The 17,631-nt window shown below is 45.0% G+C and carries 13 protein-coding genes; 10 read left to right on the forward strand and 3 right to left on the reverse strand.

All coding sequences use genetic code 11. The features are described from left to right. Positions 1–271 precede the first annotated feature (271 nt). Together gnd and GQA99_RS19580 are read right to left on the reverse strand one after the other, a co-directional pair. Positions 272–1,801, reverse strand: coding sequence for an NADP-dependent phosphogluconate dehydrogenase (gene gnd / locus GQA99_RS19575; protein ID WP_160056814.1), 1,530 nt, complete (start codon positions 1,799–1,801; stop codon positions 272–274). Between the two features lie 245 nt (positions 1,802–2,046). Next, positions 2,047–3,969: a propionyl-CoA synthetase gene (locus GQA99_RS19580; protein ID WP_160056815.1), complete on the reverse strand. Its 1,923-nt coding sequence runs from the start codon at positions 3,967–3,969 to the stop codon at positions 2,047–2,049. Positions 3,970–4,287: 318 nt separating this feature from the next. Between GQA99_RS19580 and GQA99_RS19585 the strand changes: the two genes are divergently transcribed. The 8 genes from GQA99_RS19585 (at position 4,288) to GQA99_RS19620 (ending at position 12,896) form a co-directional block, all read left to right on the forward strand. After that, positions 4,288–4,698, forward strand: coding sequence for a MerR family transcriptional regulator (locus GQA99_RS19585; protein ID WP_160056831.1), 411 nt, complete (start codon positions 4,288–4,290; stop codon positions 4,696–4,698). Positions 4,699–4,815: 117 nt separating this feature from the next. Then, positions 4,816–5,985, forward strand: coding sequence for an isovaleryl-CoA dehydrogenase (locus GQA99_RS19590; protein ID WP_160056816.1), 1,170 nt, complete (start codon positions 4,816–4,818; stop codon positions 5,983–5,985). An 87-nt stretch (positions 5,986–6,072) separates the two neighbouring features. Continuing rightward, complete coding sequence (locus GQA99_RS19595; RefSeq protein WP_160056817.1) at positions 6,073–7,680, forward strand: carboxyl transferase domain-containing protein; 1,608 nt, start codon at positions 6,073–6,075, stop codon at positions 7,678–7,680. A 36-nt stretch (positions 7,681–7,716) separates the two neighbouring features. Continuing rightward, positions 7,717–8,529: an enoyl-CoA hydratase-related protein gene (locus tag GQA99_RS19600; protein ID WP_160056818.1), complete on the forward strand. Its 813-nt coding sequence runs from the start codon at positions 7,717–7,719 to the stop codon at positions 8,527–8,529. A 2-nt stretch (positions 8,530–8,531) separates the two neighbouring features. Beyond that, positions 8,532–10,562 (forward strand): acetyl/propionyl/methylcrotonyl-CoA carboxylase subunit alpha, encoded by a 2,031-nt coding sequence (locus GQA99_RS19605; RefSeq protein WP_160056819.1) that lies wholly within the window; start codon positions 8,532–8,534, stop codon positions 10,560–10,562. Continuing rightward, positions 10,563–11,453, forward strand: a complete 891-nt coding sequence (locus GQA99_RS19610; protein ID WP_160056820.1) for a hydroxymethylglutaryl-CoA lyase — start codon at positions 10,563–10,565, stop codon at positions 11,451–11,453. Between the two features lie 68 nt (positions 11,454–11,521). Next, positions 11,522–12,226, forward strand: coding sequence for a CoA transferase subunit A (locus GQA99_RS19615; RefSeq protein WP_160056821.1), 705 nt, complete (start codon positions 11,522–11,524; stop codon positions 12,224–12,226). 13 nt (positions 12,227–12,239) lie between these two features. Next, the gene (locus GQA99_RS19620) at positions 12,240–12,896 is read left to right on the forward strand and encodes a 3-oxoacid CoA-transferase subunit B (protein ID WP_160056823.1); all 657 of its coding nucleotides are present in this window, start codon (positions 12,240–12,242) and stop codon (positions 12,894–12,896) included. A 52-nt stretch (positions 12,897–12,948) separates the two neighbouring features. Here GQA99_RS19620 and GQA99_RS19625 read toward each other — a convergent pair whose 3' ends face one another. Continuing rightward, positions 12,949–13,806 carry a universal stress protein gene (locus GQA99_RS19625; protein WP_160056825.1) on the reverse strand — a complete coding sequence of 286 codons (858 nt, stop codon included), beginning with the start codon at positions 13,804–13,806 and terminating at the stop codon, positions 12,949–12,951. Positions 13,807–14,090: 284 nt separating this feature from the next. On the opposite strand from GQA99_RS19625, the gene GQA99_RS19630 reads away from it, so the two are divergent. Then, positions 14,091–15,284: a cation:proton antiporter gene (locus tag GQA99_RS19630; protein ID WP_160056827.1), complete on the forward strand. Its 1,194-nt coding sequence runs from the start codon at positions 14,091–14,093 to the stop codon at positions 15,282–15,284. 394 nt (positions 15,285–15,678) lie between these two features. Then, positions 15,679–17,469: an acyl-CoA dehydrogenase C-terminal domain-containing protein gene (locus GQA99_RS19635; protein ID WP_160056829.1), complete on the forward strand. Its 1,791-nt coding sequence runs from the start codon at positions 15,679–15,681 to the stop codon at positions 17,467–17,469. Positions 17,470–17,631: the final 162 nt, after the last annotated feature.

The following is a 17,631-nucleotide window of genomic DNA, read 5'->3' on the forward strand; positions in this document are numbered from 1 at the left end:
GGAAAACGGCAGAAATAGCGAGCATGCACGTATTAAGTGGATGTTTGATGTAGATAACGCTCGGTTGAAACTCAACCGAGCTTATAAACTTTTAAACAGTCAGAATTAAATGGAATTAGTACTAGCCTATTGTAGTTAGCAGGGCAAGGAGTGTTTGCAAGGCGCTTATTATCCCGATCTCAGGTTATTTAATACCTTTTATTTGCACTAATAAAAACGCTCTCATTTCAATGAGAGCGTTTCAGTTTTAACGACAACCTTTACAGCTGATTTACACTTTAGATAATGTGCGCTGTTTGGCGCTCCAATCTAAATGGTATTTCTCACCTGCTGGCTTATCGGTGCGCTCAAAGGTGTGTGAACCAAAAAAGTCGCGTTGACCTTGTAACAAGTTTGCCGGTAATGTCTCGCAGCGGTAGCTATCGTAATAAGCAATTGCAGAACTAATACACGGGGCAGGAATACCCTGCATAACCGATGCGGCAACGGTTTTACGCCAATTAAGGTGTTTTTGCGACAATGTCTGGCTAAAAGTGTCAGCCATCAACAAGTTCGCAAGGTTTGCATCTTCTTGATAAGCCTGAGTGATTGACTGTAAGAAGGTCGCTCTAATAATACAACCCGCACGCCAAATCTTAGCAATTTCAGCAAAGTCTAACGTCCAGCTTTGCTCTTTTGCTGCCATCGCCATCAGCTGGAAGCCTTGGGCATAGCAACACACTTTAGCGCAATATAAAGCATCTTCAAGGTTAGCAATAAACTCTGCTTTTTCTGCATCATTAAATGCCACAGGTGCTGGGCCGGCTAACTTTGAACTTAACTGCATGCGCAAGTTTTTCTGGGTGCTAACAGCACGAGCATAAACCGCTTCAGCGATAGTTGGCGCCGGGCAGCCAATTTGTAAGCTACTTACCGCGGTCCATAAACCAGTGCCTTTTTGGCCGGCTTTATCTAAAATCATTTCAACTAACGGTTTACCGGTTAGCGGGTCGTCTTGCTGTAAAACTTCAGCACTAATCCCCATCAGGTAACTGTTAAGAATACCTTTATTCCAGGTATTAAACACATCACCAATCTCATGAGCTGACATACCTAAGCCGTCACTGAGTAACTGATAAGCTTCACAAATAAGCTGCATATCCGCATATTCAATGCCGTTATGAACCATTTTTACGTAATGTCCTGAGCCCGCTGGGCCGATATAGGTGGTGCAAGGCTCACCTTCGGTTACTGGATTGCCAGGCTCAAAACGCTCAATAGGCAAACCCGTTTCAGGATCCACTTTAGCGGCAATGGCTTTCCAAATAGGCTCAACATAACGCCAGGCATTTTCATCACCACTAGGCATTAATGAAGGACCAAAACGTGCGCCAACTTCACCACCAGAAACCGCTGAACTAAAAAAGGTAAACTGGCCTTTATACTGCGCTTCACGCGCAACAGTATCTGTCCATAAACTGTTACCCGTATCAATCACAATATCTTTGGCCTCGATACCCGCTTCAATTAATGACTTACAGACACCATCAACTGGTGCGCCAGCAGGGACAGATAATACGATAACGCGTGGTTCAACCAGCTTTTCGAGCATTTCTGAAAGATTATTACAGGCTTGCATGCGCACGGCTACGCCCGCTTTTCGTTCTCGTTCTTCTTGAGATATTGCGCCGTTAACTTTTTGGGTATCTAAATCAAAAACAGCAACATGATAGCCGTTATCCGCGATGTTTAGTGCAAGGTTCTTGCCCATCACACCAAGGCCAATAACGCCGACGTGAGATTGTTGGGTGTGGTTATTCATAGTGTATGTTTCCACAGGTCACAGAGATTAATCGCGTAATGCGAATCCATTTGGTTGGCAATTATAGCGATTCTTGTAACTAAATTACCAGTAACAAAACGCGGAAACGTTGTTTTTTACAAAGTAAGCCCAATCTATTTAATTGGAGATAACATATTGTCACAATAGAAAAAACCATAAAAACACTGGGCTTTTATGGTTTTATTTTTAACGTAAACTGCGGCTATTTTGTGTTACAAAATGATTTATACCTTGGTTAACTCCGAGGTTAACGCATTGGCATAGCCCATTTTTGTCAGCGCATTACGAACAATATCCAGGGTTTGTGGATCTTCAATCGTGGCGGGCATGGTGTAGTCTTGATTATCAGCAATTTTACGCATGGTTGAGCGCAGGATTTTACCTGAGCGAGTTTTAGGCAGCTTTTGCACTGCACTGACTAATCTAAATGACGCTACCGGGCCAATTTCGTGACGCACTAATGCAAGCAACTCTTTATAAAGCACATCATCAGATAAGGTCACACCATTTTTAAGTACCACTAAGCCCAAAGGCACCTGACCTTTTAGTTTGTCTTGCACGCCAATAACCGCAGCCTCAGCAACGGCTTCGTGCTGACACAAGACTTCTTCAAAACGGCCCGTTGATAGACGGTGACCCGCGACATTAATGATGTCGTCTATACGGCTCATAATATACAGGTAGCCATCTTCATCGATGTAACCCGCATCTCCTGTTAAATAATAACCGGGATACATCGACAAATAACTGTCAATATAACGTTTGTCATTTTGCCATAATGTCGTGAGCGTACCTGGTGGTAAGGGCTGCTTAATCACCACATTGCCGCTTTCATTGGTAGCCACTTGCTCGCCCATCGCATCTAAAATTTCGACCTGATAACCAGGCACGGCTCTAGCGGGTGATCCTGCTTTAATCTCAATAGGATCCGTACCCATTAAATTAGCGGCAACTGGCCAGCCAGTTTCTGTTTGCCACCAATGATCAACAACAGGTTTGCCCAAATGTTGCTGACTCCAATTTAACGTTTCAGGATCGCAGCGCTCGCCCGCTAAATACATCTGCTTCAGGCAAGATAAGTCAAACAGCTTAATAAATTCACCTTCAGGATCTTCTCGCTTAATTGCACGAATAGCCGTCGGCGCGGTAAAAAAGCTTCGCACTTGCTTTTGTTCGATAATACGCCAAAAAGCACCAGCATCTGGGGTGCCTATCGGTTTGCCTTCATACATTATCGTCGTTGCACCCACCAGCAATGGCCCATAAACAATATAAGAGTGCCCCACCACCCAACCCACATCCGATGCAGCCCAAAACACATCACCAATACCAACATCATAGATATGCTTCATCGACCATGCTAAGGCAACAGCATGACCACCATTATCGCGCACAACGCCTTTAGGTTGCCCTGTTGTTCCCGAGGTATAGAGCACGTATAAGGGGTCTGTTGCATCTAGGGCGACACAATCGGCATCAGGCGCATCTATTAATGCTTCATACCAATCGACATCACGGGGTGCGTGTAACTCAGCCTGATATTCTGTGCGATTTAAAATAATGCAATGTTCTACTTTATGCTTTGCTTGAGCCAAAGCGTCATCCAATAAAGGCTTATAAGGCACTACGCCAGAAGGCTCAATGCCGCACGAGGCAGATAAAATTAACTTAGGTTTTGCATCATTTATCCGGGTTGATAATTCATTCGCGGCAAAGCCACCAAATACCACAGAGTGAATCGCACCAATGCGCGCACACGCTAACATGGCATAAGCGGTTTCTGGCACCATAGGCATGTAAATGACAACGCGATCGCCCTTAGTCACACCCAATGATGTCATTAATCCCGCAAGGCGTTTAACTTGAGCTAAAACAGAGTCATAACTAATAGAATATTCATTTTGAGTCACAGGGCTAATATAATGAATCGCTGTTTGTTCGCCTCGTCCAGCAAGTACATGGCGGTCAACGGCGTTAAAACAGGTGTTCATTTTGCCATCGGCAAACCAGCGATAAAATGGCTTGTTACTGTCGTCTAACACCGTCTTGGGGGCTACGTCCCAACTAATAGCCTCTGCAGCTTGTTGCCAAAAGACTTCGGGCTCGGCTATCGATTGTGCGTGCATTGATAGTCCTAAATCAGCCATATTGCTCTCCATTAATTAGCTTATATTGTAATGATTATGAGCAGAATTCATTAAATAGCCCTATTAGACAAAGGGATAATAGTCAGGAAAAAACTCGAAAAAACCTTTAGTTTCAATCGAGTGTTTAATATTCAGCAGTAAACGTCCTCCCGAGATAAAAAACACAATATAACAGAGACTTAATGTATAATAGGTCCGTAACTGGCAAGCAAATTTAACACTATAGAACGCCACAAATATTCAAAAAACACCCTGCAAACTTTACCTTTACGTAAACTTCATATATCTTGCATCAAAAGAAACACTTTTGGTGACATGATGAGCACAATCCATAGCCCACAATCCACATATTCGATCAGTGACTTATCAAAAGAATTTGATATCACCACTCGTAGCATTCGTTTTTACGAAGACCAAGGTTTAATCAAACCTAAGCGTCGCGGGCAAACACGCATTTACAGCTTAAAAGACCGTGTGCGATTAAAGCTCATTCTTCGCGGTAAACGTCTTGGGTTTTCATTAGCAGAAACGCGCCGATTATTTGAACTTTACGATGCCGATAAAAGCAGCTCAACTCAGCTCAACACCATGCTTGATTTGGTTAACGAAAAAAAATCAGCGCTGCAACAACAAATGGACGACATTAAAGTGGTGTTGATGGAGCTCAATTCAGCTGAACAGCAATGTAAAGCGGCATTAGAAGATAACTCAGCCAAGAAAAACAAATAATAACAAATGGCTGACTCAATTCAGCCAACATTGTACCCCTCTGCCAAAAACGCCTCGATAACGCGTTGGCAGCAAATATTTTGCAGACAATAATAAAATTCAACAGGACACAAGCAAATGAGCGACTTATATACCAGCCTAAACTTCGGCTTAGGTGAAGATGTAGATATGTTACGTGATGCCGTACGTGGTTTTGCCGCTAACGAAATCGCCCCTATGGCTGCCCAAGTCGATATCGACAATGCCTTCCCTAATCAATTATGGCCAGTACTTGGCGATATGGGTTTATTAGGTGTCACTGTTGATGAGCAATATGGTGGCGCTAACATGGGCTACCTTGCTCACGTTGTCGCAATGGAAGAAATCTCCCGCGCATCTGCCTCTATCGGCTTAAGTTACGGTGCCCACTCAAACTTATGTGTCAACCAAATTAACCGTAACGGTAATGACGCGCAAAAAGTTAAATACTTACCTAAGCTCGTCAGTGGCGAACACATTGGCGCCCTTGCCATGAGCGAACCCAATGCCGGTTCGGATGTAGTGTCAATGAAGCTAAACGCACGCAAACAAGGCGACCGTTACATCCTTAACGGCAACAAGATGTGGATCACTAACGGTCCTGATGCCCACACCTATGTGATTTACGCCAAAACTGACATAGAAAAAGGCGCCCACGGCATTACCGCGTTTATCGTTGAGCGTGGCTACAAAGGATTTAGTCAGGCGCAAAAACTCGACAAGCTAGGTATGCGCGGTTCGAACACTTGCGAGTTGGTATTTGAAGACTGTGAAGTCCCAGAAGAAAACATTTTAGGCGGCCTAAACAACGGCGTTAAAGTATTAATGAGCGGGCTAGATTACGAACGCGTTGTGTTATCGGGCGGCCCCTTAGGCATTATGTCTGCCTGTATGGACATTGTCGTGCCTTACATTCATGAACGTGAACAGTTTGGGCAATCTATTGGTCAATTCCAACTGGTCCAGGGCAAATTAGCCGATATGTACACGGGTATGAATGCTGCGCGTTCATATGTTTACAGCGTGGCTAAATCCTGTGATCGCGGTGAAACCACCCGCAAAGATGCCGCTGGCGCCATTTTATACAGTGCAGAACTGGCCACCAAAATGGCTTTAGATGCCATTCAATTACTCGGCGGTAATGGTTATGTTAACGAATACGCAACAGGCCGTTTATTGCGCGACGCTAAGCTTTACGAAATTGGTGCAGGTACCTCTGAAATTCGCCGCATGCTCATTGGTCGCGAATTGTTTAACGAGTCAAAGTAACCAACATTTCAGTACGAAGGCGGCATATCAAGCTTGTCATGTCGCCTTAATCAAGCCCCCTATTTTTGCTTCATTAAGGATATAGAAATGACGCAACTGAGCAGCCGTATCAATCCTCGCAGTGACGAATTTAAAGCCAAGTCAGACAGCATGGCGTTATTGGTCGATGATCTTCAACAAAAACTAAAAAAAATCGAACAAGGTGGCGGCCCTGTTGCTTTAGAACGCCATTTATCACGTGGTAAATTATTGCCGCGCCAGCGCGTTGAAAAACTGCTCGACCCTGGTTCGCCCTTTTTAGAAATATCGCAATTTGCCGCCTACGAAGTTTATGACGAAGAAGTGCCAGCTGCAGGCGTCATTGCCGGTATTGGCCGGGTCAGTGGTGTTGAATGCATGATTATCGCCAACGATGCCACCGTCAAAGGCGGTACTTACTACCCTATTACGGTTAAAAAGCATTTACGCGCGCAAGATATTGCCAGCCGTTGCCATTTACCGTGTATCTACTTAGTCGATTCTGGCGGCGCGAATTTACCGCGCCAGGATGAAGTCTTTCCAGACCGCGATCATTTCGGGCGAATTTTTTACAACCAGGCACAAATGTCGGCCAAAGGCATTCCGCAAATTGCCGTGGTCATGGGTTTATGTACTGCAGGCGGCGCTTATGTACCCGCCATGGCAGATGAGTCGATTATCGTAAAAGATCAAGGCACTATCTTTTTAGCCGGCCCCCCACTTGTTAAAGCGGCTACCGGTGAAGAAGTCAGTGCAGAAGAGCTTGGCGGAGCAGAAGTGCACACTAAAATATCCGGTGTTGCTGATCATCTAGCCCAAAATGACGAACACGCGCTTGAGCTTGCTCGTCGTGCCGTGCTGCGTCTAAACCATCAAAAAGAAATCAAAAGCTTATTAAGTCCGGTCAAACCACCACAATTCGACATCCATGAATTGTACGGCATTGTCGGTACCGATCTTAAAAAGCCGTTTGATGTAAAAGAAGTGATTGCCCGCGTGGTTGATGACTCTGACTTTGACGAATTTAAAGCCAACTACGGCGCAACCCTAGTGTGTGGTTTTGCACGTATTCATGGCTACCCCGTCGGCATTGTGGCCAATAACGGCATCTTATTTTCAGAGTCGGCGCAAAAAGGCGCTCACTTTATTGAGCTGTGTTGCCAACGCAAAATTCCGCTGTTATTCCTGCAAAATATCACCGGCTTTATGGTGGGTAAAAAATACGAACACGAAGGCATTGCTAAGCATGGCGCCAAAATGGTGACTGCGGTTTCTTGTGCCAATGTGCCTAAATTTACCGTGATTATCGGTGGTAGTTATGGCGCAGGTAACTACGGTATGTGTGGCCGCGCATTTGAACCCACCATGATGTGGATGTGGCCAAACGCGCGTATATCAGTAATGGGTGGCGAACAAGCTGCTGGCGTATTAGCCACTGTGCGCCGCGATGGTTTAGCCCGTAAAGGCGTTGAATGGTCAGCAGAAGATGAACAAACATTCCGTAAACCGATTGTTGAGCAATACGAAAAAGAAGGTCATCCGTATCATGCCAGCGCCCGACTTTGGGACGATGGCATTATTGACCCGGCGCAAACCCGCGATGTTGTTGGCCTGGCGTTATCGGCAGCATTAAATGCTCCTATTGAAGACACCCGCTTTGGGGTGTTCCGCATGTAATTGTGCGGTTAATTCACTAATAAGGAGTAATACATAATGTTATCAAACCCATATAAGTTCATTGAATGCCGCCTAGAACAAGGGGTGGCAGAGCTCATTTTAAACCGAGTTGAAGTGCATAATGCCTTTGATGAAGTGATGATCAGCGAGATGATCCAGGCTATCGAACACTTTGCCAAAGACAGTCAGTGCAATATGTTGATATTGCGTGCTAATGGCAAAAATTTCAGCGCTGGCGCCGATCTTAATTGGATGCGCAAACAAGCACAGATGGATTTTGAGCAAAACCTCACTGACGCCCATGAGCTTGCCAAGCTGATGCATGTGTTAGACAAATTTCCTAAACCCACCATTGCCTTGGTACAAGGTGCAGCCTTTGGTGGTGCATTAGGCTTAATTTGTTGTTGCGATATTGCCATTGCCAACACTCGCGCCAGCTTTTGTTTAAGCGAAGTCAAACTCGGCCTTATACCTGCGGTCATTAGTCCGTATGTGGTTCGTGCCATGGGTAATCGCCAATCGCGTCGCTTTATGCTGACCGCTGAACGCTTTAGTGCTGATGTAGCCTTAACCCATCAAGTTATTCACGAAATTAACGATGACTTAGATGCTGCGGCGACCCCTTTTATCGCAGCATTTAATGCCAACAGCCCTCAGGGTATGGCATGGGCAAAAAATCTCGTATCGCATTTAGAAAACGGCGTGATAGACGACGCTACGCTCAATTTTACCAGCGAGCAGATTGCTCGTATTCGTGTATCAAATGAAGGCCAAGAGGGGCTTAATGCCTTTTTTGAAAAAAGACCGCCTACATGGCAAGCCGTTAAATTTGATCCACTAGGAGCCTAATAATGTTTACCAAATTACTGATTGCTAACCGTGGTGAAATTGCTTGCCGTATTATTAAAACAGCGCAAACCATGGGTGTTCGCACCATTGCCCTTTATTCCGATGCCGACAAAGATGCCCGCCATGTGGCGATGGCTGATGAGTCGTTTTACCTAGGTGGCAGCGCCCCAGCCGACTCATATTTAAAAACCGATTTAATTATCGAGATTGCTAAAAAGTCAGGCGCTGAAGCGATTCACCCTGGTTACGGTTTTTTATCTGAAAATGCCGAATTTGCCCGTCAATGCGAACAAAACGGTATTGCCTTTGTTGGCCCAGGTAGCGATGCCATTGATGCCATGGGCAGCAAAAGTGCCGCTAAAGAAATCATGTCAAAAGCCAATGTGCCTTTAGTGCCGGGGTATCATGGTGACGATCAAACCGATGCCACCTTAATTGCCGAAGCAAAAGCTGTTGGCTTCCCGTTACTGATTAAAGCGGCCTACGGCGGCGGTGGTAAAGGAATGCGCATCGTTGAAAACGACGGTGAAATTCTCGACGCCATAAAGTCTGCGCGCCGCGAAGCCATCTCATCATTTGGTAATGACAAGCTGCTCATGGAGCGCTACTTACGTCAACCGCGCCATGTTGAAGTGCAGGTGTTTGCTGACACTCATGGTAATGCTATTTATTTATCAGACCGTGATTGCTCTATTCAACGTCGCCATCAAAAAGTGGTTGAAGAAGCGCCTGCTCCTGGGTTGTCTGATGAGCTTCGTGCACAAATGGGTAATGCAGCGGTGGCTGCAGCTCAAGCCATTGATTATGTTGGCGCGGGTACAGTTGAGTTTTTACTTGATACCGACAACAGTTTTTACTTCATGGAAATGAACACCCGCTTACAGGTAGAACACCCAGTAACCGAAATGGTGACAGGCCAAGACTTAGTAAAATGGCAGCTAGTTGTCGCCAGTGGTGGCGAATTGCCGCTGCGCCAGGATGAAGTGCGTATTCATGGCCACTCATTTGAAGTCCGTATTTACGCAGAAGATCCGCAAAACGAATTTTTACCTGCCAGCGGTAAACTCAACTTTTTACGTGAGCCTGAACAAAACCGCCATGTGCGCATCGACTCAGGCATTCGTGAAAACGATGTCATCAGTAACTTTTACGACCCGATGATCGCCAAATTGATTGTGTGGGACGAGTCACGCCCGCGCGCGCTGCAACGTTTAGTCCATGCGCTTGAGTCATATCAAATTAGCGGCCTTAAACATAACATCGAATTTTTAGCCAATATTGCAGAGCACCCTGCTTTTGCTGCGGCCGATTTCTGCACTGACTTTATTGATCGCTACGGTGATACCTTAATTGGTGATGCTGCTATTGAAGCCGATACCGCGTTAGCACTAGCAGGTCTGTTTCAAGTGTTATCTCGCAAACAAGCGGCAAAAGCTCTGGCCATAAATAGCGCCGATCCTTACTCGCCTTGGGGCCAAGGCAGTGGCTTTAGACTCAATAGCTCTAGCGTGCATCATGTATCCCTATTAACCGATACAACAACGGGCACGCTACAACATGATTTAGTGATTACCGCCATGGGTGAGCAATATCAATTATGCTTACACGACCAAGTGCTGAACTTAGCGGGCGAACTAAAAGCCGATTTACTGCTTGCTGAAATCAACGGCCATAAAAGCAAAGTGCCTGTTAGCCATCAAGGCGATGACGTGACCTTATTTTTACCTTCTGGCAGCTATCACTTTAAAGCCATTTTGGCTCAGGTAGTAGAGGAAGTGGTCAACCATGCAGATAAACTTAAAGCGCCAATGAACGGCACGGTTGTGACGCATTTAGTCGAAGTGGGCCAACACGTTAAAGCCGGCCAGGGCTTATTAGTGATGGAAGCCATGAAGATGGAATACACCATTGAAGCGCCATTTGACGGTGTGGTGAGCGAGTTTTACTTCCAAAGCGGTGAGCTTGTTAGCGATGGCGCACAACTGTTAAATGTTGAACCATTAGCCTCTGAAGCTAACGTCGAGGAAGCGTAAATGTTACCGACTAAAGTGAGCATTTTCGAGGTCGGCGCGCGCGATGGTTTACAAAACGAAGTGCCAGTGACCACTGCAGACAAACTCACGCTAATCACACAACTTGCCGATGCCGGTGTTAAACGTATTGAAGCAGGCAGTTTTGTGTCACCTAAATGGGTGCCACAAATGGCTGACTCAAATGATGTATTACGTCAAATAAAGCGTAAACCAGGTGTCGTTTACAGTGCTCTCACCCCTAATCTAAAAGGGTTTGAATTAGCCCTTGCTGCAGGCGCTGATGAAGTAGCTATTTTTGGCGCTGCATCTGAAAGTTTTAGTCAGAAAAATATCAATTGCTCTATCGATGAGTCAATTGCGCGCTTTGCACCACTTATCGAAGCGGCACAAAAGCACCACATCCGTGTTCGTGGTTATGTATCTTGTGTGCTGGGTTGCCCATACGAAGGCGACATTGCTGTTAGTGAAGTCGCGAGAGTCTCTGAGATTCTTTACCAAATGGGTTGTTACGAAATCTCATTAGGCGACACCATCGGCGTGGGTACACCCATTAAAGCGCGGCAAATGGTTGAGGCTGTCGCTAAAGTGGTGCCTGTTGATAAATTAGCCCTGCACTTTCATGACACCTACGGCCAAGCATTGGCCAACATACTTGCCTGCCTAGAAACCGGTGTTAGCGTGTTTGACGCCTCAGTTGCGGGTTTAGGTGGTTGTCCTTATGCCAAAGGTGCGTCAGGCAATCTCGCCACAGAAGATTTAGTCTACATGCTCCATGGCATGGGGATTGATACCGGTATTGATTTAACTAAGCTTGCATTAGCGGGCGACAACATTAGCCGCGTTTTGGGGCGCGCTAATGGGTCTAAAGTGGCAAATGCAATCAGAACATAATCACATATACTCACACTGGTTAGCAGAAAAATACTCACCGTTGTGAACATAACAATAAGGACAACAAGATGGCAGGATTCAATAAAGTCGTCCACAGCTATGAAGAAGCACTAGCAGGACTGAATGACGACATGACTATTATGGTCGGCGGGTTTGGTTTGTGTGGTATTCCAGAAGGCTTAATTAACCACATGGTTAAATTGGGTGTAAAAGGCTTAACCGCCATTTCAAACAATGCAGGTGTTGATGATTTTGGTTTAGGCTTGTTGCTTAAGCAGCATCAAATTTCAACCATGATTGCCTCTTATGTTGGCGAAAATGCCACCTTTGAACAACAAATGTTGTCTGGTGAGCTTAATGTCATACTCACGCCACAAGGCACATTGGCCGAAAAAATCCGTGCCGGCGGCGCCGGTATTCCAGCCTTTTTTACTGCCACAGGTTACGGCACGCCAATAGCTGACGGCAAAGAAACCCGCGAAATTAAAGGTCGTCATTACGTATTAGAAGAATCATTAACGGCAGATTTTGCCTTAGTTCGCGCGTGGAAAGCAGACACCATGGGCAATTTAGTGTTTCGTAAAACCGCCGCCAATTTTAATCCAATGATGGCTACCGCAGGTAAAATTACCGTCGTCGAAGCGGAAGAGATTGTTGAACCAGGCGAGCTCGATCCAGACCACATCCATACACCCGGTATTTATGTTGACCGCGTCATCAAAGCCAGCTTTGAAAAACGTATCGAACAACGTACCGTCAAAGCTGCGAAATAAGGGAGACAACACCATGGCACTGACCAGAGAACAACTCGCCCAGCGCGTAGCAAAAGAATTACAAGACGGCTTTTACGTAAACCTTGGTATTGGTATTCCGACCCTTGTGGCTAACTATATTCCGCAAGGCATGCAAGTCATGCTGCAATCTGAAAATGGTTTACTCGGTATGGGCGAGTTTCCGACAGAAGAAAACATTGATGCCGACCTTATCAACGCCGGAAAACAAACGGTTACCGCAGTGGCTGGCGCGTCATTCTTTTCATCAGCAGAAAGCTTTGCGATGATCCGTGGCGGCCACGTAGATCTCACCGTGTTAGGCGCATTTGAAGTGGATGTTAACGGCTCTATCGCCTCATGGATGATCCCAGGAAAACTGATTAAAGGCATGGGCGGCGCAATGGATTTAGTCGCTGGTGCTGATAATATTATTGTCACCATGATGCATGCCGACAAGCACGGTAATTCGAAATTATTGTCTACATGTGAATTGCCATTAACCGGTTATGGTTGCATTAAACGCGTCATTACCGATTTAGCCTTTATGGAAATTAAAGACGGTGCATTCCATCTTTTGGAGCGCGCACCAGGCGTGTCGGTTGAAGAAATTGTCACAAAAACAGCAGGTAAGTTAGTGGTGCCTGAACACGTGCCTGAAATGACGTTTTAAAATTTAAGTGTCATGTGCAATAAGCCCGGTTTTTACCGGGCTTTTTTAAGCATTATTCTTCGGTTGGGATAACCAATACATTGCTGCGCATCCGGCTTAAAATCTCTTCTGCTGTATTGCCAATAATTCGTCCTAACAACCCTTGGCGCTGCCTTGCTCCTACTACAAAATATTGGCTTTTTAAGCGGCAGGCTAATTCAAATAAACACAATTCTGGCTCACCGGTAATGATGTGCATGCAATCAACATCAACACCTATCTCGGCAATTTTTTGTTTATGCTCGGCATACGCTTTTTTCACTAGGGCATTAATATCAAGCAAATCCATATCGCGCACAATTTGCGGAATTCTAAGTACGTAAGCCACATGTAGCTTTGTCCCCGTCGCTTTAGCAAACTGCTTTCCATGGGCAATCACGGCATCATTTAGACGCTGTTTCGCAGGGTTACTGGTGCCTAGGTCGATTGAGATTAAGGTCGTTTGTCCATTGTTGAGAGGATTATTGGTGAGCAATAATAAAGGCACTGTCGTATGGCGAATAAGCTGCCAGTCGGTCGGTAAATAATGGTCGGCATGGTGAACCGCTTTAACCATTAAATCAAAACCATGACGCTGCGCATGGCTACAAGCATGTTCAAAAAGGTATTTACTCCAAATAACATGTAATGGCACATCTTCAGCATCGAGCGTATCTAAATGGGTTTGTAATTGTTTTTCTCGTTGAGTCATTAAGGCTTTTTGAGCCACTCCGGCTAATCTTGGATTATCACGGTCGGCGCCACTTAAATATGCATAAGTATAAGCAAACACCTCGGCCTGCTTATTTAATTGCTTCGCTAACGCTAACCCGTGCGCAACAGCATCTGTGTGGGCGCTTTCCATTTGAGCAACAACAAACATTTTGTTCATTCAGTTCTCCTTTATGGGACATGTTAATGATTCATTTGTACCCTAACCACCACATTGCAAATACTTTTATTATCACTTTATCATCTAGCTTAACACTCATGAATAGCCACAAAATAGTAGCTGTAACATTCACAAATACATTGTCTAAAAACGTGAGCCAGTAACTATCTTTAGCTTAGCCAATAGCGTAAGTTTGTGCTTAAGTATTGGTGTAAAAATTGATCCGCATCAACTTTGTTAGATCAAAACAATCAAACACATATTGCCCACTTAAGGAAAATGAGATGGCAATAGACAGCTTTGTAATGGCACTTTTTCTCATTCTAGTTAGCGGTCGCTTATTCGGTGAGTTGAGTGCACGATTAGGTTTTCCTAGCGTGGTGGGAGAAGTCACCGCGGGGATTGTTATTGGCCCGTCACTGCTCAATTGGGTGACCCCACATAGCACCTTAGCTATTATCGCCGAACTCGGTGTGATTTTACTGTTATTTGATATCGGCTGCGAAACATCAATCAAACGTTTGGCTCATTCTGGCCACAAAGCAATGCGTGTCGCGTTATTAGGTATTGGTATTCCGCTATTGGCTTGCGGTATCGCCAGCATGTATTGGCTTTCAATCCCTCCCTTTACTGCACTATTTTTTGGCTGCGCCCTCACGGCCACCAGCATTGGTATTTCAATGCGGGTATTAAGCTTAAATAATCAAACGCAAAGTGTTGCTGGACACATTATTCTTGGCGCTGCCGTTATCGACGATATCGTCGGGGTGATTTTATTAAGCGTGCTGTTTAATTTTGCCTCATCAGGCGAGTTTTCAATTAGCTCAACCTTGCTGTTATTTGTCATGATTGCAGCATTTATTCTGCTCAGCCCGCCGTTAGTGAGAAGCATTATTTATTTAACTCGATGGTTGCACCTTAAAGCCAGTATTCCGGGCTATGAAGTCATGGTGGTTATGGCATTAATTTGTCTATTTGCATGGTTAGCACACTGGTTTGGCACGCCAGCCATTTTAGGCGGTTTTGCCGTAGGCATGGGCTTATCAAGACAATTTACTTCTCCCTTTAATCGATATCTCAAAAACCCATTTGCTTTTACCCATAAACTTGAAGAATCTGCCAAACCATTAGTGCAATTATTTAGCCCGGTCTTTTTTGTATACGTAGGAATTAGTCTGGATCTGAGTCAGTTAGATTTAAGCTTAATGGGGATACTGTTATTGTTTGGATTAACTTTTATTGCTGTAGCGGCCAAGTTTATTGCAGGACTCACAGCCAGCTCCGATTGGCAAGAAAGGTGTATTGTCGGCTCTGCGATGGTTCCTCGTGGTGAGGTAGGACTCGTGTTTGCAGAAATGGGCCGCCAGCTAGGGGTGATTCACGCGAAAGAATTTGCGATTTTAGTCATGGTGATAGCTTTAACGACACTCATTGGACCGCTAATGCTAAAATTGACCTTACGTCGGCAAGCTAAGTAAACCGCCGTTATTTAAGAATACATTGCAGTGCTTTATCTAAATGACATTATTTTAATCTGCAGCATATCCCCTAACCTTCATATTACCCCTCAGTTTATAAGCCAACTTGCGCACTCATTTTATGGCGCATTTAAGTTATTAATAGACCCGACTTAAGCCATTTTGTTTTCGCTCACCTATGATCTTTTACCACTAAATATGGGTATCAATGTTCGCGGTCAATCATCGTGAAGGTAACACCCAACAAATTAGTTTACGTTTACGTAAAAATAATACTGAGTTTTTACTCGAAATTGGGTATGTTATAGACACTGACGCCATCTGATTGGACCAGTAGTAAGTAACAGACTTGTTGCTGACATATTTGAGTTAACCATAACCAAGGAATGATCTTATGCCTATTTACCAAGCTCCTCTGCGTGATTATCAATTCATATTGTCTGAATTGTTGAATATCTATCAACAAACAGATTTACGTGGTTTTGATGAAATAGATGCAGATCTCACTGATGCGATTTTGCAAGGTGTTGCCGACTTTACCACCGACATTATGCTGCCACTCAACGCCAGCGGTGACTTAGAAGGTTGTAAGCTGGTTGACGGCAAGGTCATTACACCCAAAGGCTTTAAACAAGCATACAAACAATATGTAGAAGATGGTTGGGCAACATTAACATGCGACCCTGAGTTTGGCGGCCAAGGCTTACCAGAAGTTATCGGCACCTTTGCCACCGAAATGAAAACCGCAACCAACATGGCATTTGCAATGTATCCAGGGTTAACTCATGGTGCCTATTCAGCAATACATGTACATGGTAGCGATGCGCTTAAACAAAAATACCTAGCCAAATTGGTGAGCGGTGAATGGACTGGCACCATGAACTTAACCGAGTCTCATGCCGGTACGGATTTAGCCTTATTACGCACTAAAGCGGTTCCTGCAGGTGATGAGTTATTTGCCATTAGCGGAGAAAAAATCTTTATTTCATCTGGCGATCATGACCTAGCCGACAATATTATTCATTTAGTATTAGCTCGCCTACCCGATGCCCCAGAAGGCGTGAAAGGGATTTCGTTATTTGCCGTACCTAAGTTTTTAGTCAATGCCGATGGCAGTCTAGGCGCAGCAAACACATTAAGTGCTACCGGTTTAGAACATAAAATGGGCATTCACGGTAACTCAACGTGTGTGATGCATTTTGACGGTGCAATCGGTGAGCTCGTTGGGGCGCCACATCAAGGTCTAAAAGCCATGTTCACCATGATGAACCAGGCCCGTTTAGGCGTGGGTATTCAAGGTTTAGGCGTATCAGACATTGCATATCAAAATGCTCTTGTTTATGCCAAAGAGCGTATTCAGGGCCGTGCATTAAGCGGTGTTAAGCAGCCAGAACAAGCTGCTGACTCATTGCTTGTGCATGGTGATGTCCGCCGTATGCTGTTGTCACAAAAGTCGTTCAATGAAGGTACCCGCGCGCTAATGGGTCAACAAGCATTATGGCTTGATGAAGCGGAGCGCCATACCGATGCAGCTAAAGCGAAACAAGCCTCTGCACTTGCCGCATTGTTCACTCCCATTGTTAAAGGGTTTGTTACCGACCAGGGCTTTAAAGCCTGCGTAGATGCCCAGCAAGTGTATGGCGGCCATGGTTATATTAACGAATGGGGTATGGAGCAGTTTGTCCGTGATATCCGTATCGCGATGATTTATGAAGGCACCAACGGTGTACAGGCGCTTGATTTAGTTGGCCGTAAATTACTGGCAGACAAAGGCGCTGCATTAACGCTATGGTCTGGCATGGTCAAAGAGCTCGTGCAGCAGCATGCTACTAATGAGGCAATGAAACCTTATCTTGCTGGATTAATGGATGCGGCGGGCGATCTTGAAAAAGCCACTGGTTTTATTGTGCAGTCAGCCAGTAAAAATCCTGATTTGATTGGTGCGGCATCAATGGCTTATATGCAGTTATTCGGTATTTGTGCCCTTGCCTGGATGTGGACTCGCATTGCAGCAACATCATTAGCAGCGATAGAAGCCGGTACGGAAGAGACCAGTTTTTATCAAGCTAAACTTAAAACTGCACAGTTCTTTATGAGCTATTGGGGTAGCCAAACTCGTAGTTTACGCAAACAAATTGAATCAAGCAGTGCTGATATTGTTGATTTCGCCGAAGCCGATTTTTAATATTCGCCGAAGCCGATTTTAATAAATAGCGACACACAAAAATGTATGGTCCGCCTCGTTATTGCAAATGATATTTTCGATAACGAGGTTGGTTTGCGCTAATGTATTCGGAGTCTTCATTAGGTGCTTTACACCCGCTCCACGATGAGTTCCGCGCTAGAT

The organism is Shewanella litoralis, from assembly GCF_009828585.1.
Taxonomy (GTDB): Bacteria; Pseudomonadota; Gammaproteobacteria; order Enterobacterales; family Shewanellaceae; genus Shewanella; species Shewanella litoralis.